This is a genomic window from Streptomyces exfoliatus (assembly GCF_000725545.1).
Classification (GTDB): Bacteria; Actinomycetota; Actinomycetes; order Streptomycetales; family Streptomycetaceae; genus Streptomyces; species Streptomyces exfoliatus.
Window position 1 is genome coordinate 1 of record NZ_JNZP01000047.1, and the last position, 20,138, is coordinate 20,138.

20 protein-coding genes and 3 pseudogenes are annotated in these 20,138 nt (G+C 69.5%); 9 read left to right on the plus strand and 14 right to left on the minus strand.

The window, feature by feature from the left end; all coding sequences use genetic code 11:
- Positions 1–228: 228 nt before the first annotated feature.
- The 3 genes from IO20_RS0132505 (at position 229) to IO20_RS42220 (ending at position 1,938) form a co-directional block, all read left to right on the plus strand.
- Complete coding sequence (locus tag IO20_RS0132505; protein WP_030556388.1) at positions 229–525, plus strand: hypothetical protein; 297 nt, start codon at positions 229–231, stop codon at positions 523–525.
- The gene (locus IO20_RS0132510; RefSeq protein WP_030556390.1) at positions 522–776 is read left to right on the plus strand and encodes a hypothetical protein; all 255 of its coding nucleotides are present in this window, start codon (positions 522–524) and stop codon (positions 774–776) included. The genes IO20_RS0132505 and IO20_RS0132510 overlap by 4 nt, the downstream gene beginning before the upstream one ends.
- Before the next feature lie 964 nt (positions 777–1,740).
- Positions 1,741–1,938 (plus strand): hypothetical protein, encoded by a 198-nt coding sequence (locus IO20_RS42220; RefSeq protein ID WP_030556393.1) that lies wholly within the window; start codon positions 1,741–1,743, stop codon positions 1,936–1,938.
- Here IO20_RS42220 and IO20_RS42225 read toward each other — a convergent pair.
- The 8 genes and pseudogenes from IO20_RS42225 to IO20_RS0132555 form a co-directional block, all read right to left on the minus strand.
- Positions 1,935–2,201: pseudogene (locus IO20_RS42225) on the minus strand (NADH-quinone oxidoreductase subunit J); the annotation flags it as partial. The gene IO20_RS42220 and the pseudogene IO20_RS42225 overlap by 4 nt on opposite strands.
- Before the next feature lie 49 nt (positions 2,202–2,250).
- Positions 2,251–2,685 (minus strand): NUDIX hydrolase, encoded by a 435-nt coding sequence (locus IO20_RS0132525; RefSeq protein WP_030556395.1) that lies wholly within the window; start codon positions 2,683–2,685, stop codon positions 2,251–2,253.
- Positions 2,686–2,741: 56 nt separating this feature from the next.
- Complete coding sequence (locus IO20_RS0132530) at positions 2,742–3,365, minus strand: dTMP kinase (protein WP_030556397.1); 624 nt, start codon at positions 3,363–3,365, stop codon at positions 2,742–2,744.
- A complete protein-coding gene (locus tag IO20_RS0132535; protein WP_030556399.1) occupies positions 3,362–4,414 on the minus strand; it encodes a radical SAM protein in 1,053 nt (350 codons plus the stop codon). Before IO20_RS0132535 ends, IO20_RS0132530 begins: the two co-directional genes overlap by 4 nt.
- Positions 4,415–4,674: 260 nt before the next feature.
- Positions 4,675–4,944 carry a hypothetical protein gene (locus tag IO20_RS0132540; RefSeq protein ID WP_030556401.1) on the minus strand — a complete coding sequence of 90 codons (270 nt, stop codon included), beginning with the start codon at positions 4,942–4,944 and terminating at the stop codon, positions 4,675–4,677.
- A complete protein-coding gene (locus tag IO20_RS0132545) occupies positions 4,941–5,156 on the minus strand; it encodes a hypothetical protein (protein WP_030556404.1) in 216 nt (71 codons plus the stop codon). The genes IO20_RS0132540 and IO20_RS0132545 overlap by 4 nt, the downstream gene beginning before the upstream one ends.
- Complete coding sequence (locus IO20_RS40515; protein ID WP_157850840.1) at positions 5,153–5,326, minus strand: hypothetical protein; 174 nt, start codon at positions 5,324–5,326, stop codon at positions 5,153–5,155. The genes IO20_RS0132545 and IO20_RS40515 overlap by 4 nt, the downstream gene beginning before the upstream one ends.
- Complete coding sequence (locus tag IO20_RS0132555) at positions 5,323–5,541, minus strand: hypothetical protein (RefSeq protein ID WP_030556405.1); 219 nt, start codon at positions 5,539–5,541, stop codon at positions 5,323–5,325. Before IO20_RS0132555 ends, IO20_RS40515 begins: the two co-directional genes overlap by 4 nt.
- Positions 5,542–5,731: 190 nt before the next feature.
- On the opposite strand from IO20_RS0132555, the gene IO20_RS0132560 reads away from it, so the two are divergent.
- The 4 genes and pseudogenes from IO20_RS0132560 to IO20_RS40075 form a co-directional block, all read left to right on the plus strand.
- A complete protein-coding gene (locus IO20_RS0132560) occupies positions 5,732–7,084 on the plus strand; it encodes an NsdA family TPR-like regulatory protein (protein WP_030556407.1) in 1,353 nt (450 codons plus the stop codon).
- Between the two features lie 1,537 nt (positions 7,085–8,621).
- Positions 8,622–9,044, plus strand: coding sequence for a hypothetical protein (locus tag IO20_RS0132570; RefSeq protein WP_051894201.1), 423 nt, complete (start codon positions 8,622–8,624; stop codon positions 9,042–9,044).
- Between the two features lie 74 nt (positions 9,045–9,118).
- Positions 9,119–10,225, plus strand: a complete 1,107-nt coding sequence (locus IO20_RS0132575; RefSeq protein ID WP_157850841.1) for a hypothetical protein — start codon at positions 9,119–9,121, stop codon at positions 10,223–10,225.
- A 313-nt stretch (positions 10,226–10,538) separates the two neighbouring features.
- Positions 10,539–10,637 (plus strand): annotated as a pseudogene (locus tag IO20_RS40075) (IS5/IS1182 family transposase); the annotation flags it as partial.
- 288 nt (positions 10,638–10,925) lie between these two features.
- Here IO20_RS40075 and IO20_RS0132580 read toward each other — a convergent pair.
- The 3 genes from IO20_RS0132580 to IO20_RS40520 all read right to left on the minus strand — a co-directional run bounded on the left by IO20_RS0132580 (position 10,926) and on the right by IO20_RS40520 (position 12,767).
- On the minus strand, positions 10,926–12,095 hold the full coding sequence (locus tag IO20_RS0132580; protein ID WP_037636839.1) for a hypothetical protein: 1,170 nt from the start codon (positions 12,093–12,095) through the stop codon (positions 10,926–10,928).
- 60 nt (positions 12,096–12,155) lie between these two features.
- On the minus strand, positions 12,156–12,383 hold the full coding sequence (locus tag IO20_RS0132585; RefSeq protein WP_030556411.1) for a hypothetical protein: 228 nt from the start codon (positions 12,381–12,383) through the stop codon (positions 12,156–12,158).
- Positions 12,384–12,614: 231 nt separating this feature from the next.
- Complete coding sequence (locus IO20_RS40520) at positions 12,615–12,767, minus strand: hypothetical protein (RefSeq protein WP_157850842.1); 153 nt, start codon at positions 12,765–12,767, stop codon at positions 12,615–12,617.
- Positions 12,768–13,061: 294 nt separating this feature from the next.
- On the opposite strand from IO20_RS40520, the pseudogene IO20_RS37120 reads away from it, so the two are divergent.
- A pseudogene (locus IO20_RS37120) lies at positions 13,062–13,734 on the plus strand (GmrSD restriction endonuclease domain-containing protein).
- Positions 13,735–13,840: 106 nt separating this feature from the next.
- Here the strand turns inward: IO20_RS37120 and IO20_RS0132600 are convergent.
- From IO20_RS0132600 to IO20_RS0132610, 3 genes are all read right to left on the minus strand, one after another.
- Positions 13,841–15,046 (minus strand): hypothetical protein, encoded by a 1,206-nt coding sequence (locus IO20_RS0132600; protein WP_031127776.1) that lies wholly within the window; start codon positions 15,044–15,046, stop codon positions 13,841–13,843.
- Positions 15,047–15,313: 267 nt separating this feature from the next.
- Positions 15,314–16,237, minus strand: a complete 924-nt coding sequence (locus IO20_RS0132605; RefSeq protein WP_030556413.1) for a CehA/McbA family metallohydrolase — start codon at positions 16,235–16,237, stop codon at positions 15,314–15,316.
- 309 nt (positions 16,238–16,546) lie between these two features.
- Positions 16,547–16,873, minus strand: a complete 327-nt coding sequence (locus IO20_RS0132610) for a hypothetical protein (RefSeq protein WP_030556415.1) — start codon at positions 16,871–16,873, stop codon at positions 16,547–16,549.
- A 147-nt stretch (positions 16,874–17,020) separates the two neighbouring features.
- Between IO20_RS0132610 and IO20_RS37125 the strand changes: the two genes are divergently transcribed.
- On the plus strand, positions 17,021–20,035 hold the full coding sequence (locus tag IO20_RS37125) for a Tn3 family transposase (RefSeq protein ID WP_211270460.1): 3,015 nt from the start codon (positions 17,021–17,023) through the stop codon (positions 20,033–20,035).
- The last annotated feature ends 103 nt before the right edge of the window (positions 20,036–20,138 follow it).

Here is a 20,138-nt window from a genome sequence, read left to right on the forward strand (position 1 = left end):
CATCGCCACCCGCTACGACAAAACCGCCCAGTCCTACGAAGCAGCCGTCACCCTCGCATCACTCCTGATGTGGGCGTGACATTTGACGACAGAACCTAGCACTCCTCGAAGGCCGCTTGTATCCGGGTACAGCGGGCTGGAGCAGGAAGAGCTGAATGGTGACCGACTCGAGTGTGAAGTGCGGCGTACGCTGACAGTCGATAGGAACGACGCCCTGGGGAGGTCCTCGTGAGCGCACAACCCGAGTACACCGGCCAGACCGGCCCGGTGCCGCCCATGCGGACCCTTGCCGAGCTTCGTGAAGCCCTCGCCGCGCACGGCTTCCCCGGCGACCGGCAGCAGTTCGACGCCGAACTCGGCGCTGTCGACCTCGATGACCTCACCCGTGTCCGCGAGATTACCCAGGCCTACCGCCACCGGGTCCTGCTCCGCCTCGACCCGGATGCTGCGGCCGCGATCACCCGCACCACTGACAACGTCGCCGCCGAACTCCGCCGCAAGCTCCACGAGGCCGGTAGCCGGTGACCTTCGCGTTCCACTCCGACGCCGCCGAGAAGATCCTCGCCGAACTCACGACACGCGAGCAGGCTGCCGTCGAGACCGTTCGCCGCTCCCTCGAGGGGGACCCTGGCCGGGGCCGGCCGCTGCCTGGCACCGACACCCTCACCGTCGAGGTCCTTCCCGAGCAGACTGGCGGTCGCGGTATCTCGGTCGTGTACCGGCACGACGCCGACCTCGACGCCGTCCTGATCCTGTGGCTGATCGCCGGCCCCTGACCGGCTCGTCAAGCAGTCCGTCACCACGCACTCGACGCTGTCGCTCGTCAAGGTGGTGATGGTCGGTTCCCCTGCCTGGGCTGTCCTCGAGTCGCTACGGTGAGGTGTGGGAGGTTGCGCCGACTGGTCGTTGGTACATCTCCCATGTGCCCCACACTTCGGTGTGGGGCACAGCACGTTCCAGGCCGGGCAGCTAAGGGGCCGGAGTGGAGTGGACGACGGTGGCGGCCAACCACGGGGCCTTCGGCGTGCGCCCAGCGCAACCTCTTCAACCGCATCGGCCAGCCCTACCACTGTCTCCAGAAGCGCGAACTCTTTGACAAACTGTCCGCGTTTCCCACCACGCCTGCCCCACGGTCACTGTGGCTTGACCGGCAGTAGCTCTCTCATGTCTTCCGGCAGCTCCGGGTCCTCGCGCCAGGCCGTGGTGATCGAGATGAGGGCCTCCCACGACGCCTCAGCGATGGGCCCGGGGCGACCCGTCGCAAGCTCGGCGTACAGCCGACCGCACAGGTGGGACGTGACTTCGTACAGGGCCCCATTGACCTCCGCCACGCGTGCCAGAGCGGACCCAGGGGCGTGTGGCGGCTCTCCGTTGAGCCGGATTGCGGGGACCGCGGCGGCGTATGTCCGTCCGTGGATGAAGTCCCGCAGCGCGACCACCTGATCCCACGTTGGCAAAGAGCGCTGGACAGGGGCCGATGCAGTCATGCGGGAAGGCTATCCGCGAGGTCGCCGTTGTTCGAGGCCCCGGTCCCGATTCCGCACAGGCTGGCCCCGTCCCGCTCACGCTGCAGTCAGCGCGCGCGGACGACCGCGTGGGCGCACGATGGCTGTAGAGCCCGCCCGGGAAGCCACCGCACGTTGCACCGGGCGGGCGCACTTGTGTCGGCCAAGGCCCCTCGCCGAGGAACACCACTGGCGCGCGAGCCAAACAGGCGCCGCCCCTGGCTGGAACGTGGCCGTGCTCGGGGTCGAACGTGTCGGCCCGCTGCAACTGGCGTTTGTGTATCGCGCGCTCCGCAAGGCGTTCGAAGGCGGCAAGCATGACCCCGGCGCCGCCGACTTCTACTACGGCGAGATGGGGATGCGCCGGCACGCCGACGACATCCCTCGAAGCGAGCGGAGCCTGTTGACCGCCTACTGGGCGCTGTCCGGCTAGGCATGTGCGCCTCGCGCGCCCTGGGCTCGCTCGCGGCCACCATGCTCGTCACCGTGTGCTGCTGATGGCCGTCGGGCTGCCGCAGGACGCTCGGAAGCAACGGGCGACCGGCACCGTGTCAGGGCCTTGAGGTCGGCGAGGGCCTCGGCGGACACGTCCCGGACCTGGCCCCGCTTGCGCAGGGTCTGCATGACGGTCAGCTCCGAGGGAGTGCCGTCGGGCAGCAGACCGGGGATGCTCACAGCGTTGCGCCGGGCGTAGACGCGGGAGGGGCGGCGTTTTGACGCGCGGTCGGTCAGTCGTTCCAGCCGGTCACTGATCTCCGGTGAGTCGCTGCGCGAGGAGTAGGGCGAGCGGACCGGCGGGGAGCTGGAAGCGACCTTGGGTCGCGGCGGTGATGGCGTCGTCGAGGGGCCACCATTCGACCTTGAATCCGGCCTCAGTCGGGGTGAGTTCCTGGGGTCCCAGGGTCAGGTTGCGGGCGAGGAACAGGGACACCTTCGCTGTGCTGTATGGGGCGATCACGTACGTTCCGAGGTGGCTCCAGGACTCGCCCGTGACCCCGGCTTCCTCGCGGGCTTCGCGTCGGGCGCACTGCTCAGGGGTCTCCCCGGGTTCCTGTCGGCCGCCGGGGATGAACAGGTGGTCGTCTTCGCCGTTGGTGATCAGGGCGACGTGGTTGCGGTCGTCGATGGCGACGACGATGGAGGCGTCTTGTAGGGGGGAAGGCTGTTGGGTGGTGTCCATGGGCCGCGAGGTTACTCGCGGCCCAGGCTGGTTTGCAGGCATTCGCGCCACTTCGTTCAGATTCGGTTGAGGATCAGGTCTGCGAGGTCTTCGGGGGTGCGGTCGTCGGTGTCGACGATGACCGTCGTGGGGTCCTGGGCGGCCACCGCGTCGAAGTTGGCGCGGAGCCGTTCCAGGCGGCCGGGGACGCGCATCATGTCGTCGTCGTCGCGGTTGTAGTCCGCCTTCGACGCCATGCGGTCTTTGAGGGTCGCGTCCGTGCACCGCAGGTAGAACGTCCGGTCCGGCTGGACGAGGTAGGGCCGGAACGGGCCGATGAGCGCCCGTACCTGGTCCATGTCCAGCTCGTGTACGGCGGAGTGGTACGCGACGACAGAGGAGATGTACCGGTCGGAGACGACCGGCCCGCGCGCCAGGTGGCCGCGGATGATGTCGGAGGCGTGCAGCACCCCAGACAGGTAGAACGCGAACTGCGGCAGGGCCGCCGTGCGGGCGTTCATGACCGGCGCCCACGGCATGTAGTGGTCGGGGACGGTGTGGAGGGTGGCGGCGTCCAGCCGGTCAGCGAGTACCCGGGCGAGGGTGGATTTCCCGATGCCGGAGATCCCTTCGAGGATCACGAGCGGTCCGCGCCGGTCGACCGGCGCACCGGGGTCGTAGGCGCCGTGCAGGCCGGTCACAGGATGCCGCTCGTGAGGGTGCCGTCCGTGAACGAGGCGACGTGGCGGGCGACGGATTCCATCACCGCTTCCGGGTCGTCGCGCCGCAGGATGGTACTCAGGCGCAGGTCGGTGCGCAGGAGGCACGGTTGGATCCCGCCGGCGTGGTCCATGCGCAGCGCCCAGAACCCTTCGACGCATTGCGGGCGGACGGGACAGGTTCCGCACTGCCCGACGTGGTGGCGTCCCAGCCCCTTGTGGATGACGTCGATCTCCACACCGTCGACACGGAAGACGCGGCGCCCTTGACCGACTCCAGCGGTCTCTACCCGCTCGTCGCTGGTCAGCGTGCGCAGGTGCCCGATGATGCCGTCGGCCGAGACCGCCGAGGAGCGCTGACCGGCGTTGTAGTCGGTGTCCACGAGTTCGATGAACTGAACCGGCAGGCGGCGTTCCAGGGCGTATTCGAGAATCGGGAGGATCTCGTGTTCGTTCTCGCGCTGGAGAAGCGTGTTCAGCTCGACGCGCTCGAAGACTTCGCGGGCCGCTTCGATGCCGTCCAGGATGACGCCGATACCTCCGGCGCCTTCCTTCTTGTACTTCGCGATCTCCCACAGCGATTCGTTGGAGAAGTAGTGCAGGGAGACCTTCACCTTGTCCAGGCGCGTGGTCGCGAGCCATTCCTGATTCCGGCGTACGAGGGTGCCGTTCGTGATCAGGGTGTAAGAGCCGTCGGGACCCGGGTCGGGCAGGCTGTTGAGGACGGGGCGGGCGAGCGGGGAGGCGAGCGGTTCGCCGCCGGTGAAGTACGTGCGCTTGAGGCCGGAGCCGATGGCCGCCGTGAGGATGTCGACGTAGTCGGCGGCGTCCAGCTCCCCGTTTCGCGGCTGGTGCTTGCGGTCAGCGCGCGTCAGCGGGGGCGGAACGTCTCCCTCGTTGTGGCAGAACCAGCAAGCGAGGTTGCAGCGCGGCGTGAGCGAGACGCGGAGCTGGCCGCGCAGAGCCGCGAAGTTGTGCAGGGCCGTCCAGTCGACGGCCGGGGCCGCAGTCGGGAGAAGCGGGAGATTCATGGTGTTGCCCTCTCGATCGTTGGGTTCGAGTGGTGCACCGGAGAGCCCCGCCCGGTCTTGCCTGGACGGGTAGCGGGCGGGGCCTCGTGGTCCCGGGTGGCGACGGGGGCGCCTCCCGGGCCGTCCCGCCAGTCCTTCAGCGGCGGGAGTCTGCGGGCCGTCCCGGTCGGTGGGCGGGCGTGGGAGGGGGTGCCCACCGACCGGACGGAGTTGGTGACCGGCGGCGGCCTCGGGTGTGACGACCGGACCGCGCCGGAGCTTCAAGGGGTGGGGAACGGGGGCCGGGTGCCGTGCCGGTCCGGGTGGGGGTCGGGCCGGTCCGGCAGTGTGTCCGCCGGCGGAAGGTCGGGGGTGACGGCCGCAGGCTGCTCGGCGCGGGCCTGCGTCGTCGCGCCGAGGGCGCCGAGCGACAGCAGCGGCAGGCCGAGCCCGAGCGTGAGCCGGTCGCGCCACGGCAGCGGCGCCGGCTTGGCGTGGCGGGGAGCGGGGCGTAATCGTGGCTCGTCGACGCCGACCCACCGGGCGCTCACGGCTGCGTCCACTCGCCGCTGCGGGCGATGATCCGCAGGGCGACCGGTTCAGCAGCCCACGGCTCGCCGCCGCCGTACCGATGGCGCAGCAGCGGCTTACCGCCTTGGAAGTCGGTGACCACGGCGTCACAGCCCCGCTCCTGGTCGCGGACCAGGTCCCCGACCCCGGGCATCGGCTCGCCGGTGACGGCCTGCTCGGTCTGGGCGGTCACCGGGTCGCCTCCATGCCGGTCTCGCGGCGGGCCTCGCGCTCGCGGCGGCGGCTGATCGTGTCCATCGCCGTCGTGGTCGGCTCGCCGTCGGCCACCCGGTCGCGGTACTCCTGCCAGTCGTCGGGCATCCAGGCGTCCAGCGCGGCCGGGAACTTCTCGTCGCGGTTCATCGGGTCACCTCCGGCACGCCGTACAGGCCCGCGCACTGCTCGCAGGCGCCAAGAGTCGCGGCGCCGCGCAGCATCGGCACCGGGAAGCTGCCGGGCGCCCAGTCCGAGCACCAGCAGCAGGACCGGCCGTCGCGCTGCGCGGGGCTCAGCTGATCGGCGTGGATGGCGGGGGCGTCGGTCAGCCCGCCGGGAACGGGGGCGATGGGTCTGCTCATCGTCGGCCTTCTCGTCCGTCTCTGCGTCTGCCGGTCCTTCTCGGGGGTGGGAAGGACCGGCAGGCCGTCATCCGACCGCCCGACAGAACGTCAACGCGGCCGGTAATCACCCAACACCGGTGCGCGACGACGAGTAAGGGAGCACAGTGGAGGGAGGGTTGAACTGGTTGAACGCACTCGGGGGTGCCACATGCCACGACGTCCACGCACGCCCAACACCGCTCTTGCGGAGATCATGCAGACGGGAGGGATCGGAAACGCGCAGCTCGCACGGCGGGTGAACGCCACCGGCCGCGAACTCGGGCTCACCCTGCACTACGACAAGTCGACCGTGTCTCACTGGCTCGCGGGAAGCGTCCCGAAGCCGGAGGCTCGCCCGGCGGTCGCCGAAGCGCTCTCGAGGCTCCTCGGCCGCCCCGTAACGTGCGCCGAGATCGGATGGGAGGCCCCCGCCGGTCAACAGCGCGACACCGTAACGGGAGTGATCGACCTGAGCCGAGCAGACATGGACCCCTCGCGCCGGGGGGTACTCAGGACTGGCATGTACTCCGTCGGCATGGCCGTCCCGGTCTTCGCCACCTTCGCCGGGCACGCCGAGGCCGCAGACCGGGACAAGGCCGCGAGCACGGGCCGGACGGTGCACATCGGCGAGTCCGACGTAGAGACCGTTCGGATGATGACGGACAAGATCGCCGACATCTTGGACCAGGTGGGAGCGGGCCACGCCCGGCCCATGGCCGCCGCCTTCCTCGTCAACTCCGTGGGAACGTACCTGCGAGCGTCCAGTACGGAGCGGGTGCGCCGGGCCATGCAGGGCGCCGCCGCGGATTTGGTCTACCTGACCGGGTGGATGGCGATGTACGAGAACCGACAGGGGCTCGGCCAGCAGTACTACCTGAAGGCGCTCGACCTCGCCGGCGAAGGCGGTGACCACCTCACCTACTGCCGCACGCTGCGCGGGATGAGCCTCCAGGCCACCCACCTCGGGCACGGCAAGAAGGGGCTCGAACTGGCCGATTCGGCCGCCGAAGCAGCCCCGAGCGCGGGCCCGCGTCTGGTGGCCTTCCTGCGGGGCCAGCAGGCCGCCGCCGCGGCGATGACCGGCGACCGGCACATCGCCTTCACGCGACTCCGCGAGACCGAGGACGCACTGTCGAAGGCGGACAACCGACGTGACTCCGTCGGCGGCTACGACCAGGCCGCCTATCACTTCCATGAGGCGCACGTCCGCTGGCACCTGAAGGACCCCGAGGGGTCTATCAAGGCCCTGCGGCGGTCCAACGCGGTCCGCAGCCCGCTGGAGCGTCAGGGGCGGCTGCACTGCCTTGGCGTCATCGCCGAGCGACAGTTCCGGATGCGGCACGTTGAGGCGGCCTGCCAGACGTGGGCCACATTCCTGGACGAGCACGTCACGATCGCGTCCGCGCGCGGGGACGAGCACCTGAAGACGATGCTCACCGAGTTGCCGGCGTACCGGAGCATCGCCGGAGTCCGCGACCTAGAGGAACGCGCGCGGCACGTCGCCCGACTCAAGGCAGCCTGACCGGCGCATCTCGGCGGCCCGCTCCCCACCCGGGGGCGGGCAAGCGTTCTCGTCCACGAGTCGACCCGGGGGCCCGGCACCATCGTCCCTTCCCCGGCGGCTGGGGGTGCCGGCCGCTCGATGACCGCGCGCTCGGGCGCGGGCGTCAGCGCCCGCAGCGCGGCGCGCAGGTCCTCGATGTGGTCCTCCTTCGCCGCGAGCTGCTCACGCAGATACCGGGCCTCGGCCGCGGCCAGGGCGGCCGCATGCCGGGCCTCTGCCAGCTCCAGCGCGTGTGCCTGCTCGCGCTCCCGCGCCGCCGCGCCGCCGTCGACCACCCCGGCCGGCCCCGCGGCCGGGGAAACGGCCACCGGTCCGGTGGCCACCGCGTCCTCGGGCGGGGCCGGGGCGTTCAATCGGAAGCCGGCCGCCAGCAGCGCCTCGACCGGGATCAGCCACCCGCGCTCCTCGTCCTGGACTGCCCCCGGCAGACCCCCCGCCGCCGGATCGTGGAACGGCTCACCCCGCACGCCGACGCGGCCTCACGTTGGGTCAGAAGAGGGCGGCTCATGGTCATGCCCCTATCCTCCCCGCACGCCGCCACGGCCCACAGCCCGACCCACCCACCTGCACGACCAAGGGGTGCGAGACTCGCCCGTACCCGTATCCGCCGCCGTATTCAAGACTTGCCCAAGGCGGCCCAAGGCTTTCCCGTCCGGCGAAAGGCCAGGCCAAGAAGCCCGCGATTCATTGAATAGAGCCCGCCCCCCTGCGAAGTTCTCGGCGGTTGCGCGGCTAACCCCCCACCCCTGCACAGTGCGGACCGCCGCGTCGACCGACCGGCATCCCACACCCACTCAGGGGGACCTCCATGTCCACGACCACGCTCCTCGTCCTGCTACTCCTGCCCGTCACCGCCCTGCTCGTAGCGGTCGTACCCGGCTACCTCGTTCTGGCGCCACCCCCACCTCAAGGCCCCTCTCACGGTGGCCGCCGCCGTCGGCGCCGTGTTCGTCACCGCCGTCCTCGGCATCGCCGCTCTGCCGAACTGACCCTGTCCCGGCCGCACCCTCGGCCATAAGAGCAGTCGGCGGCCTCTCGTGCTCTACAGGCGCCATGGCGTCCTCAGCCATCAGGAACTCGTCATCAAAACGGTGCACTGTGAACCGGCCACCTGTAGGCCGTCGTTACGGTCCATGGAGGGAGCGCTCGGCTTCCCGCAGGGATCATTTGGGGTGTGATGCCCGGTTGGCTGTCGCCTCGTCGGCGGACACAAGGGGGCATTTGCATCGCGCGTGGCGTTAGCCATTTACCTCCCCTCGAATCTCAGATGTTCATCAAAAGAGAAGCTTTCCCACCGCGAGGGGTGGTTGCCTCTCGTCAACGCCGGTGGGGAAAACCGGCGATAAACGGGAGGGAAAGCATGCGTTCTGTCATGCGTCATGCCGCTCTGATGGGAGCGATGGTTGTCGGATCCAGTCTCTTACTGGCTCCGTCGGCCGCGTCAGCCAGTGTCCCGGGGCCCGAGGGGTGCCCGCCGGACGTCTGGCACAAGGTGGTGAAGATCAGCACCGGATACGAGTCCATCGGCAACACCGCTGGTAAGAGGAACGGCTCCACCACGACATCGCGTCTGACCTACGCGATGACCACCACCACCTCGAAGGCGACGACCTGGTCGTCCGAACTCGGGGGCAGCGCGTCCTGGGGCGTAGCCACCGTCGAGGCCAAGGTGGGCCGCGACATCACCGACTCGACGGACAAGGGCGTCACCGTCCAGAACTGGATGGACGTGCCAGGGGGTAAGTGGGGCTACACCACCCCGAAGATCGAGCGCACGAAGTACGTGATCCAGCGGTGGCAGGACACGGCGGCCTGCGGAGCGAGGTTCCTCGGCAACGACGGCACCCTGGGCGGGATCACGGCGTTCCCGTTCTTCTCCGAGTGCATCGCCAGCAGCGCCTGCACCCCGAAGCCCTAAAACAACCAGCGGGGTACGGAACTGACCAGCCGTACCCCGCTCCACCCGTACACAACTCGCCAGGGGGAACCGACATGGCAGTACAGAACCATCCCGCCAGGACTTCCCCTTGGCGGCGCCACCGACTGACCGCGGTGGTGCTCGCGGCCGCCCTGGGGGCGGCCGGGTGCACCGAGGGCGACGAGAGCGCCCCGCGCGGCATCGTCGTCAACCTCGGAGGCCGCATCGCCGTCCTCGACAAGATCGACTCCGAGCCGGACATCGTCGCCGAGCGCCCGGAAGGCACGGAGCGACTCGACGTCTACAAGCTCACCGCCCCGAGGCAGCTGGCGACCGGACACATCGTCGGAATCTCTGACGGTACGGTCGTGGCCATCGAGCCCGCCAAGCCCGAACAGCAGGTGCTCCTGGGGCCGGCCACCTCATGGTTCCCCACCGCGGACGGCAAGAAGATCTGGGCCGTCTCCGAAGAACCCGCCGCCACGGCGTGCGCGGGGCAGCAGATTCCCGCATCGGTCAACTCCCGCTTCACCGTGACGGAGCACGACACGTCGGGCCGCCCGTCACAGCGCACCCACACGCCGCAGTGCGGCCTGCAGCCACTCGCCGAAACCGACCAGGGAATCGTGGCGGCCCAGACCACCACCGAGGACGACACGAACCGGGCACGCACGAACCTCGTCCTCCTCGACTCCGACACCATGACCCCCCGCCAGAGCCTCGCGCAGGACGCAGTGCTCCTCGCAGCCGGCGGCCACCGGCTGATCTGGAAGCAGAACGACTGCGACGGGGCCGCGTGCATGAAGGTGTACGACGCGCAGGACAAGGACACCGCGAACGCGCCGCAGTGCACGCAAGGCGAAGCGGTAGGACGCGGCTCCCTCGACGCCACCGGGCGCTGGTACGCCAGCACGATCCGCGCCGACGGCGGCTACCGGCTGGCGGTACTCGACCTCGACGAGAACAGCTGCGAGGACCTCGGAACGAACGCCGCGCTCGCGGGCAACCAGGATCTGGACGGCCCGCTCTCAGGAACGTGGTCGAAGTCGAACCTCCTCGTCCTGGACTCCGCCACCGGAGCCCTCACTTCCTTCAACGCCGTCTCCGGCAAGCAGGACCGGCGCCCGAAGAACCTCAACGTCACGGACGACGGCCAGGTCTGGGGAGCCCGCACAGACTGACTCTTCGCCGTCCCGCCTCATCAGGGCTTCCTTCACGCCCGAAAGCCGCAAGGCCGCCGGGTGTGCTCCGGGCGTCGGCGCCCCGGGCACCCGGGGGGCTTTCGAACCTGCCTTACTGCCCCGCCCGCCGGTTGCCCCTCACGCGTGCCACCGTGCGGACTGCACCATCCATTCGGACCGACTGCATCGGGGAACAATGAGCTTCTTCGAGTTGGCCACCGATCGGGTGATGGGCCGTGAAGCGCAACGGACGAGGCCCCCGAGCTGTTGATCGAGACGTCTGACGTCTCAATCACGTTGCTCGGGGGCCTCGTTGGTCATCCATCCTGCCGCACTCGACCTGCCGCAAACGCTCGTGGAGTGGGTCACCATGCTGGTTGTCACTCGTGAGGGCGACCGGCGCTGCAAGCTCCGCGCCTCCCGCCCGGGGTGCCGCCACAGCCCTTCGGAGCACGCATCGCCTACCAACACCGCGAGACCCGGGGCGGCTACCGCATCCAGTGGTTCCAGTGGAGACTCACAGGACGCGTTGGAAACGATCCGGGAGCAGCAAGAGGCGGGTGCTCGAGGAACGTCGGCCCGGTAGCCGGGCGGGCGAGCAGCCCTCCGCACGGGGCGGGCGCATCCAGTCGGGCAGTGCGGTCATGGCTTCGCCGTAGCGGTGCGTCGGGTCCGGAAGGCGGCGCGCGGCGGGGCTGTCCTACTCGGCCGGCAGACGGAGCATCGGTTCGAAGGCCGCGTCCCCCTCGCCCTCGACCAAAGGGAGGAAGCCGTCCGGGACGGTGCGGGCGGCCGTGGTGAGGAGACGGGCCAGGACCTCGGGCTCGGTGGCCGGGGGGAGGCGGAGGGCGGCGAGGAGACGGTCGCGGACCTCGGGGTGGTCCGGGTTGTCCTCAAGGTAGTCAGCGTTGAGCGCGGGGGGACGGAAGCCGGCCAGGGCGTCGTGCCAGGAGGGGAGGACGATGGCCAGGGTCAGGGCCTCGGCGAGGGACTCCGCGATGAGGGAAGCCTGGCCCTCGGAGTCGGTGTAGAGGACGGGGCGGACGCGGTCGGAGCCGGCCGGGCCGCAGAGGTAGTGGGTGCCTCCCGCGTTGCAGCCGGCCACGGGCTCCACCGGGAGACCGGCCGGCAGGGCGATCGACTCGATGGGGTCGGTCCGCGTGAGGTCGAACTCGCCGTCGCAGGCGAGGTACGCCTCGACCTCGGGGTCGGCGGCGATCCGGCGGAGCAGGGCCTCGTCGGAGAGGGCGGCCGGGTTGAGGCCGTGGGCGGCTTCGGGGGTCAGGGGGTGGCCCGCGAGGACGTGGCGGACGGTGTCGAGGGGGACGGGCCGCCCGTAGTCCTCCTCGAAGTGCGCCTGGACGGCCTCGGGGGAGCGGTCGGTGAGGAGGCGGAAGAGGTGCCCGGAGCCGTCCGGGTCCGGGCTGCCCGAGGGGAACTCGATGCCCGAGCCGGTGCGCCAGGCGCTGCCGCCGGTCTCCCACCACAGGCAGGCGGTGACCCGCGGGGCGCCGAGGCCCTCGTCGACGAAGGCCATGTCGTCCAGGAGCGGGCGCAGCGCGGCGGGCACCTCGTCGATGACACCGGGCCAGACCTGTTCGTCGTCCGTGGCGTACGGGCTCATCTCCGACTCGTGGTCGAAGCCGCGGACGAGTACACCGGCCGGGGTGAAGAGGACGGAGAAGTCGTCACCCGAGCCGTTGTCCATCAGGGCCGCCTCCATCCCAGGCCCCCAGGTGGTGGAGAAGGAGTAGCGGGAGAACCGCGGATCGCGGCAGATCGCCTGGTCCAGCACGGCCAGCGCGCGCAGGTGCGCGCGGAGCCCGGCGGGGTCCGGGAGGAGGGCGGCGGTCGTGTGCACGGTGTCCATGGGCTCATGTAAGCAGCCGGCACTGACATCCAGGGCGGCGGTTCGGTCACACCCGCTCTCTCACTCAGGGAACGAAAAGCCAAGCTCACGCAGGCGGGGCAAGCACACTGCGAGGCATAGCTCCACAGACGCGGCATCGGTTCGCACAAGGACGTCCTCGCGCAACGGCGCTCCACTGGCGACGAAGGTCCAAGGCTTGCCCCTCTCTGCCATCCGCTCAGCGTCGGCCTTGAGCAGCACCGTTACGCCCTGTTCAGCCAGTGCTTCCATAATCGCGACGACGTCCACCGGCACTCTCCCCTCCCGAAGCGCTTCGAACGCGCCATCGGACGAACATACTTACTCCGGGCCGGACCCTGGACACCGCCCGCATGACCCAAAGTGACCGATCGGGGCGCTCTGAGCTGGAATACGCGACACCTCAACATGCGAGCTCACCAGTCTCAACCCCAGGGCGTACTGGAGGCTCGTGCGGCCCACGAGGTCCTTCGAGGCCTTGAGACAGAAGGTCAGCCACCGTCATTCGCTGGCCGGCGGTCCATGGCCCCAGTCGAACGCCCCGCCCTTGCTGCGGCTCTCCGCGCTCTGGCCGGCGTAGTAGATCTCGGTGAGGTAGATCTGCTGGCGGGGGTTCAGCTCGGCCCACAGGTCGGGGTCGTGGCATGGCAGCACGGTAGTGCCAGACACCGACAGCGCGGGGCCGGGTGCAGATCTGCGCCAGGACCATGGCCGACACGAAGTGCGCCCGCCCGGTGCAACGTGCGGTGGCTTCCCGGGCGGGCTCTACGGCCATCGTGCGCCCGCGCGGTCGCCCGCGCGCGCTGACGCCAGCCCGAAGGGGCGGGCCCGTCCCTGGTGCGGGATCGATTCGGCGGTGAACATGGGTCCTCCAGACGGCTGGCGCGCGGTCTGATCCCGCGAGTTGCGACCGCCTGGGCCGCTATCCCTGTGGTCGTGATCAAGAACATGCTGCGCGGCGTCGCCGCGCTCTCTCTCGCCCTGACCCCGCTCGCTCTTCCCTCGGCGGCCGCCGCTGCACCGACGGCCCCCGTCGGGCGCCGAGGTCCTGAACCTGGCCGACGCGGTCACGCAGATCCCGCTCGCGGATGAGTCCCGCGCCGGATACGAGCGGACGAAGTTCAAGCACTGGAACGCCGGACTCGATCCCGCAGACGGATGCAGCACCCGCTCGGAGGTGCTCCTCGCCGAGGCCGTCGAGTCCCCTACCGTCGCGGCCGGCTGCAAGCTGTCGGGCGGCAAGTGGCTGTCGTATTACGACGGCCAGGAGGTCACCGATCCCGGCAAGCTCGACCTCGACTACATGGTCGCGCTTGCCGAGGCCTGGGATTCCGGGGCGAGCGCCTGGACGCCCGCCCGGCGGGAGGCGTACGCGAACGACCAGGACGCCGCCACCTCGCTCGTCGCGGTCACCGCCCGCACGAACCGGTCGAAGGCGGATCAGGACCCGGCGCAGTGGATGCCGCCGCTGCCCGATGCTCACTGCCGGTACGTCTCGGAGTGGGTCGCCACGAAGCTCCGCTGGGGCCTGGCGGCCGACCAGGCCGAGGTCGACGCGCTGACGGTGTATGCCGAGGGGCCGTGTGAGGCCACCGTCGTCCACTACGCCGCTGCTCCGTAACGGGCCCTGGGGAACGTGTTGTGCCCCTCGCACCGGGGGGTGTGAGGGGCACGTGGGAGGCGTACCAACGACCAGTCGGCCCGACTCCCGCGGATCACGGTAGCGGTCAGGCGGGGCACCGCCGACACGTCGTCCCTCGCAGGAGCGGTTCGGCGCCCGTCAGGGGCGGGGTCCGACTCGTTGGGGTGGGGCGCCGGGGGTGGGGCCGGTCCCGCGCACGTGCGGGGACGCGGGACCGGCTGCGGGCGGCCCGTCCTGTCGGGAGTCCGTGACGACCGTACGGCGCCCGCTGGGCCGTATGCAGGTTCTGGTCTGCCGTCAGGGCGGGCTGCTGCTCTGTTGGTTCGATGGAGTGGCGTCGTTCAGGCAGCGTGGTTGTAGCCGAATCCGATGTTGTAGGACCAGACCCGCTGGGCGCTGAGGAGCGGGGTTTTCCAGCTGCCTGTCCCCCGGTAGAGGGACATGTCGCCGTTACCGCGGATGGCGAGCAGGTCAGGGCGGCCGTCCTTGGAGACGTCTCCGGTGGCGATGGCCTGCCGTCGCCGGTCAGGTCGCTGCCTCCGGTGATCCGGTTGTAGACCTGCCATCCGGTGCCGACCTTGATACGGCCGTAGAAGCCGCCGTTGCCGTTGCCGGCGTGGAGCCACAGCACGCCGGAGGTGTCGCGGGTGAGGATGTCGCTCACGGCCGAGCTCCCGAGGTTGCCAACCGCCTCGATCCGGTCGTAGATCTGCCATCCGGGACCGATGAACTCACGACGGTGCGAGTGCATGTCCAGCTCACCGCTGTAGTACGTGCTGTCGGTGCGCCACAGGCCGCCGGCGGAGTCCCGCTGGAGAAGGTCGAAGGCGCCGTTGACATTGAGGTCGTGCGCAGCGGGCTGGCGGACGAGCTTGAAGGAGCCGGAGGCTTTGAAGCCGAGCGGGGTGCCGTCAAGCGTTTCCGGCGTGATCGTCCAGGTGTAGTCGCCGTTGGGGACATCGCCCTTCTCGGGGTCGTGGGTGTCCCAGGAAAGGCGGAATGTGTTCGAATTCGAGCTTGTGCCCAGGAGGTCGGTCGTTGTGTGACCGGTGCGGATGTTGCGGATGACGACGGTGGCCCACGCGCCCCCCGACAGTTCCCAGTCCAGCCAGATGTACTGCCGGTTGGTCATGTCGATGACGGGCGGCACGGTATGCCGGATAAGCGTGATTCCGTCCTCGGTCGAGGCTGCCGTGGCTGCCGGGGTGCCTACAGCGCCTGCGCCGAACGTGACGGACAGGACGGTGGCGAGGGCGGTGGCGAACCGCCGGGCGGCACGGGGACGGGGCAATTCAGTTCTCCCTCAGACGCATCGGGTGCACCTTGCACCACACTCCTGGGCTGGCTGTGACGTGGAGTGCGGCGATCGGCCAGTGGCGGCACTGAGTGACGGCCGGGCCGGGGCGCCGGGGCGCCCTGACCACGGGGGCTACGTTCAATGGTCGCTCGATGGAACTTTACGGAACAGACAAGCCGTCCTCAGCCCTCGCGAGCGCGCAGAGCGGGCAGAGCATGGCAGGGGTTCCCTTCGGCAGGTGAGTGGGAGGCGTGACAGGAGTCATCGGGTGCTGGCGGCCGCGTTGGGCGCCAGGTGGATGGGGTTGCTCCAGGCTCGTCCGCCGGTTTCGTCCTCGACCGTGACCCGGCAGAATCCGCCGTTGAACATCGCCAGCGGCAGGGTGCAGTCCGTCAGGTCCTTGCCCTGCACGACCTGCGCCCCCGGGGCACCGCCGGTGATCAGGATCTTGCGGACAGGGGAGCAGCGGACGCTGATGTGCTCGCTCGTCAGGCTGACGTCGAGCAGCTCGGGGCCGGTGGACGAGTAGTAGTGCCCGGCCTTGAGCGCGGCCAGGAGCTGGTCCGGGTCGAGGGACTTGGCGCGGACCTGGATCCAGGCGGCGCAGCCCGGGGGGTCTTGGGGCTGGAGGTGGGCGTCGTCGGCCGCGTAGGCGTGCAGCCGATGGCCCCGGTTGAGGAGGACGTCGGTCAGGTGCCAGCTGTCCCCGCGGTCCTCGCGGTCGGCGAGCGCGTTGTAGACCTCGACCGCGTGCGCGGCGTCCAGGCTCTCCGCGTCCGCGATGCTCAGGAGAGAGGCGGCCGGGTGCGCCATGCCCACGTACGCGCCGGCGGCTCGGGCCCTGCGGGCCAGCTGGGGCCCGGGCTCGTCCGGTCCGGGCGGTGCGAAGCCGAGCGGGAGCCCGACGGCGACGATGTGCCACGAGGGTCCGGCCTCCGTACGCGGTGCATGGAGTTCGGCACCGAGCAGGGTCGTGAATCCGTCTGTACGCAGCGGAGTGGTGTCCGTCAGCGGGAAGCCGTACTCGGCCCGAAAGTGATCGGTGACGGCCAGAAAGTCGTACCCCGCGTCCCGGTAGTACTGTGCCGTCGCTCCGGGAGACAGAGCACCGTCGGACTGGTCGGAGTGCGTGTGGAGATTCCCTCGCCAGAAGCTGCCCGGCTGGTCAAACGGTAAGTTCTGCATCTAAGTCCTCCTGGGGTTGATCAGGCAGGGTGTCTGCGACGGAGCGCACTGCGCGGGTCGGGCAGGGGACGTACAGCCATCCGATCATGCGCGGCCGACCACCCATTGAGCAAAGGGCTTTGGGAGGCGGGCGCGTTCTCGACCGCAGCACGCAGTGGTGGAGTCGATCTGAGATCGCGCGCAGGCGTCGGGAGCGCGCAGGCGGCGGGTTGCCCGGATCGGCCAACCGTCGGCCGCCAGCCCGTACGAGGGCAGCAGCCACGAGGCCTGGGCGTGAACGGCGGTAGATCTCCTGCCAAGGGTCCTTGCTCAGAAAGGGAGCGTCGGACGCGGGACGCCGGGCAGGTTCCAGTTGACCCAGCGGCCTTTCTCGATCGAGCCGACCAGGACCGACGGGGGCTGGTCGGACCTTTTGGCCGCGTCCAGGAGCCACTGGCAGACCGCCGTGGTGATCTGAGTGTCGTTGTCGGTGAAGGCGAACGGGCGGCCGATCAGGTCCGGCTCGCGCTGGTAGGCGGCTACAAGGCCGTCCAGGCTGTCGGCGAACGTGGCCATGATGAAGACGTGCTCGCCCGCGGGGTCGCTGATGTGCACGTATCCGACGGCGGGCACCGGGACCGGGGCGACCCGGTACACGGGGTGCCGGTAAGAACGGTGTCACCAGCCGCAAACGGCGGCGATCTTGCGAGGGGTCCCTCGTGCGGGTGAGCCCGACGCTGTACGGCTGCGGTGGGTGAAGTTCCGCGAGGACGATCAACGCTCGTGGCCCGTACACCGTTGGACTTGGATGAGCTGGTCGAGCACTGGACGCTGCTGAAGGACGAGCAGGAGCTCGTGTCCGGCAAGCGCGGTGCAACGCGACTGGGCTTCGCCGTGCTGCTGAAGTTCTACACGCAGTACGGCCGGTTCCCCCGGGGCCGCTCCGAGCTGCCGGGCGAGGCCGTGGAGTTCGTCGCCCGGCAGGTGCAGGTTCTCGCGTCTGAGCTGGGCCTCTACGACTGGACGGGCCGCACGGTCGAGTACCACCGCGCGCAGATCCGCAAGCACCTGGGCTTTCGGGAGTGCAGCGTCGCGGACGCGGAGAAGCTGACGGCCTACCTGGCCGAGCACGTTGCGCGCAAGGAACGCAGGCCGGAGCAGGTGAGGGTGGAAATGCTGGCGCGGTGTCGCGCCGAGAGAATTGAGCCGCCGACGCCGGGCCGGTGTGACCGGATCGTGGCGGCTGCCCTGCGGGCGGCCGAGGAGGCGCTGACGGCGCACATCTCCTCGCGGCTGACCGCGGAGCACGTCGAGCGGATGGTTGCGCTGGTGGCCAGCGGCGCCGACGACCAGGACGACAACGTCGACGGGGTTACCGAGGGCGAGGACGCGCCGCCGCTGCTGGGGAAGATCAAGGAAGCGCCGGGCAATGTGAGCCTGGAGACGATGCTCACCGAGATCGACAAGCTTCTCTCGGTACGGGCGATCGGCCTGCCAGCGGACCTGTTCGTGGACGTGGCGCCGAAGGTGGTGGCCGGATGGCGGGCGCGGGCCGCGGTGGAGTCTCCGTCTCATCTGCGGACGCATCCGATGCCGCTTCGGGTAACGCTGCTGGCCGCACTGCTGCACGAGCGGGAGCGGGAGATCACCGACACCCTGGTGGAGTTGTTGATCTCCACAGTGCACCGGATCGGGGCACGGGCGGAGAGGAAGGTCACCGAGCAACTGGTCAACGCGTTCAAGAAGGTGTCGGGCAAGGAGAACATCCTCTTCAAGCTCGCCGAGGCGTCGCTCGGCACGCCGGAGGGGACGGTCCGGCAGGTCGTCTTCCCGGCCGTGTCCGGGGGAGAGACGACGCTGCGGGAGCTGGTGCACGAGTTCAAGACCCGCGGGCCGGTCTACCGGCGCACGGTCCAGACGACGCTGAAGGCCTCGTACACCAACCACTACCGGCGCGGGCTGATCAAGCTGCTGGACGTGCTGGAGTTCCGCTCCAGCAACCACACCCACCAGCCCGTAATCGAGGCCCTGGCACTGGTGGCCCGGTACGCGAACGCCGGGAACACGACGTACTACCCGCTGGGTGAGACAGTGCCGGTCCACAAGGCGATGGGCGGGGACTGGGCGGAGGTCGTGCACCGCACCGACAAGCGCGGCCGGCGCCGGGTGGTGCGCATGGTCTACGAGGTCGTCGCCTTCCAGGCCCTGCGCGACCAGCTCAAGTGCAAGGAAATCTGGGTGGTCGGCGCCGACAGGTGGCGCAACCCAGATGAGGACCTGCCGCAGGACTTCGAGGCCCGGCGGTCGGAGAACTACCGGGAGCTGCGCAAGCCGTTGGACGCCTCAGTGTTCATCGACGAGCTACGCGAGCAGATGACGGCCGAGCTGACCCTGCTGAACGACAACATGCCCAGCCTGTCCTGGCTGGACATCGCCGAGCGAAAATCCGGGGCGATCCGCCTGACCGCGGCCGAGGCCCAGCCCGAACCGCGCAATCTGCGCAGGATCAAGGCCGAGGTACAGCGCAGGTGGGGCATCGTGCCGCTGGTCGACATGCTGAAGGAAGCGGTGCTGCGGACCGGCTGCCTTGACGCGGTCACCTCCGTCTCCGGCGGCGGCAGCCTCTCGTCGGAAGTGCTGGCCGAACGCCTGCTGCTGGTCATCTACGCGTACGGCACGAACACCGGGATCAAGGCCGTGGCGTCCGGCGGCCACGGCCACACCGAGGATGAGCTGCGGTACGTACGGCGCCGGTATCTGTCCGCCGAGGCCGCTCGTGCGATCGCCGTCCAGATTGCGAACGCCACCTTTGCCGCCCGCAGCGCCGGACTGTGGGGCCAGGGCTCGACCGCGGTCGCCTCCGACTCCACCCACGTCCGGGCGTACGACCAGAACCTGTTCACCGAGTGGCATTCGCGCTACGGCGGCCGCGGGGTGCTCATCTACTGGCATGTGGAGAAGAAGTCCCTGGCCATCCACTCCCAGCTGATCAACTGCACCGCCTCCGAGGTCGCCGCGATGATTGAGGGCGCCATGCGGCACGGCACAGCCATGGACGTGGAAGCCAACTACACGGACTCGCACGGCCAGTCGGAAATCGGATTCGGCATCACGAGATTGCTGAACTTCGACCTGCTGCCCAGGATCAAGCGGATCAACAAGGTCAAGCTGTACCGGCCAGTGGCCGGCGAACCGGACGCCTACCCGCACCTCACCCCGGCCCTGACCCGCCCTATCCGCTGGGAACTCATCACCCAGCAGTACGACCAGATGATCAAGTACGCCACCGCGATCCGGACCCGCACCGCCTCCACCGAGGCGATCCTGCGCCGCTTCACCCGCAACGCCTCCCACCCCACCTACGCGGCGATGCTGGAGGTCGGCCGCGCCCAGAAGACCATCTTCGTCGCCCGCTACCTGCGGCTGCGGGACCTTCAGCGGGAGATCGAGGAGGGCCTGAACGTCATGGAGTCCTCCAACGGCGCGAACTCCGTGATCGCCTACGGCAAGGGCGGGGAGATCGCATCCAACCGACGCGACGAGCAGGAGATGTTCGTGCTCTGCCTGCGGATCCTGCAATCCGCCCTGGTCTACGTGAACACCCTCATGCTCCAGGACGTCCTGGACGAGCCGGAGTGGGCGGACCTGCTCACCCCGGCCGACCGGCGCGGCCTGACGCCGCTGTTCTGGTCTCATGTGCGCCCGTACGGCGAGGTGAACCTCGACATGGCCGCCCGCCTCAACCTCACCGCGGTCACCGTGCCCAGCCCCCGTACAGCGGGCGATGAGAAGCCGGCCGAGGAAGGTGCGGACGCGTAAGGCTGTCCAGTCCCGTCACGGACGCGATCCCGGCTACCAGCAAACTTTCCAAAAGAATTTCTGCAAAAATACTTTTGGAAAGTCCTTAGATCGCTCTACCCTC

Bases quoted from the DNA above. Each gene is read 5' to 3' on its own strand.
- IO20_RS0132525 (WP_030556395.1), bottom strand. From the start codon at position 2,685: ATGGACACCACCCAACAGCCTTCCCCCCTACAAGACGCCTCCATCGTC.
- IO20_RS0132535 (WP_030556399.1), bottom strand. From the start codon at position 4,414: ATGAATCTCCCGCTTCTCCCGACTGCGGCCCCGGCCGTCGACTGGACG.
- IO20_RS40515 (WP_157850840.1), bottom strand. From the start codon at position 5,326: ATGAACCGCGACGAGAAGTTCCCGGCCGCGCTGGACGCCTGGATGCCC.
- IO20_RS0132555 (WP_030556405.1), bottom strand. From the start codon at position 5,541: ATGAGCAGACCCATCGCCCCCGTTCCCGGCGGGCTGACCGACGCCCCC.
- IO20_RS0132560 (WP_030556407.1), top strand. From the start codon at position 5,732: ATGCCACGACGTCCACGCACGCCCAACACCGCTCTTGCGGAGATCATG.
- IO20_RS0132575 (WP_157850841.1), top strand. From the start codon at position 9,119: ATGGCAGTACAGAACCATCCCGCCAGGACTTCCCCTTGGCGGCGCCAC.
- IO20_RS0132580 (WP_037636839.1), bottom strand. From the start codon at position 12,095: ATGGACACCGTGCACACGACCGCCGCCCTCCTCCCGGACCCCGCCGGG.
- IO20_RS0132605 (WP_030556413.1), bottom strand. From the start codon at position 16,237: ATGCAGAACTTACCGTTTGACCAGCCGGGCAGCTTCTGGCGAGGGAAT.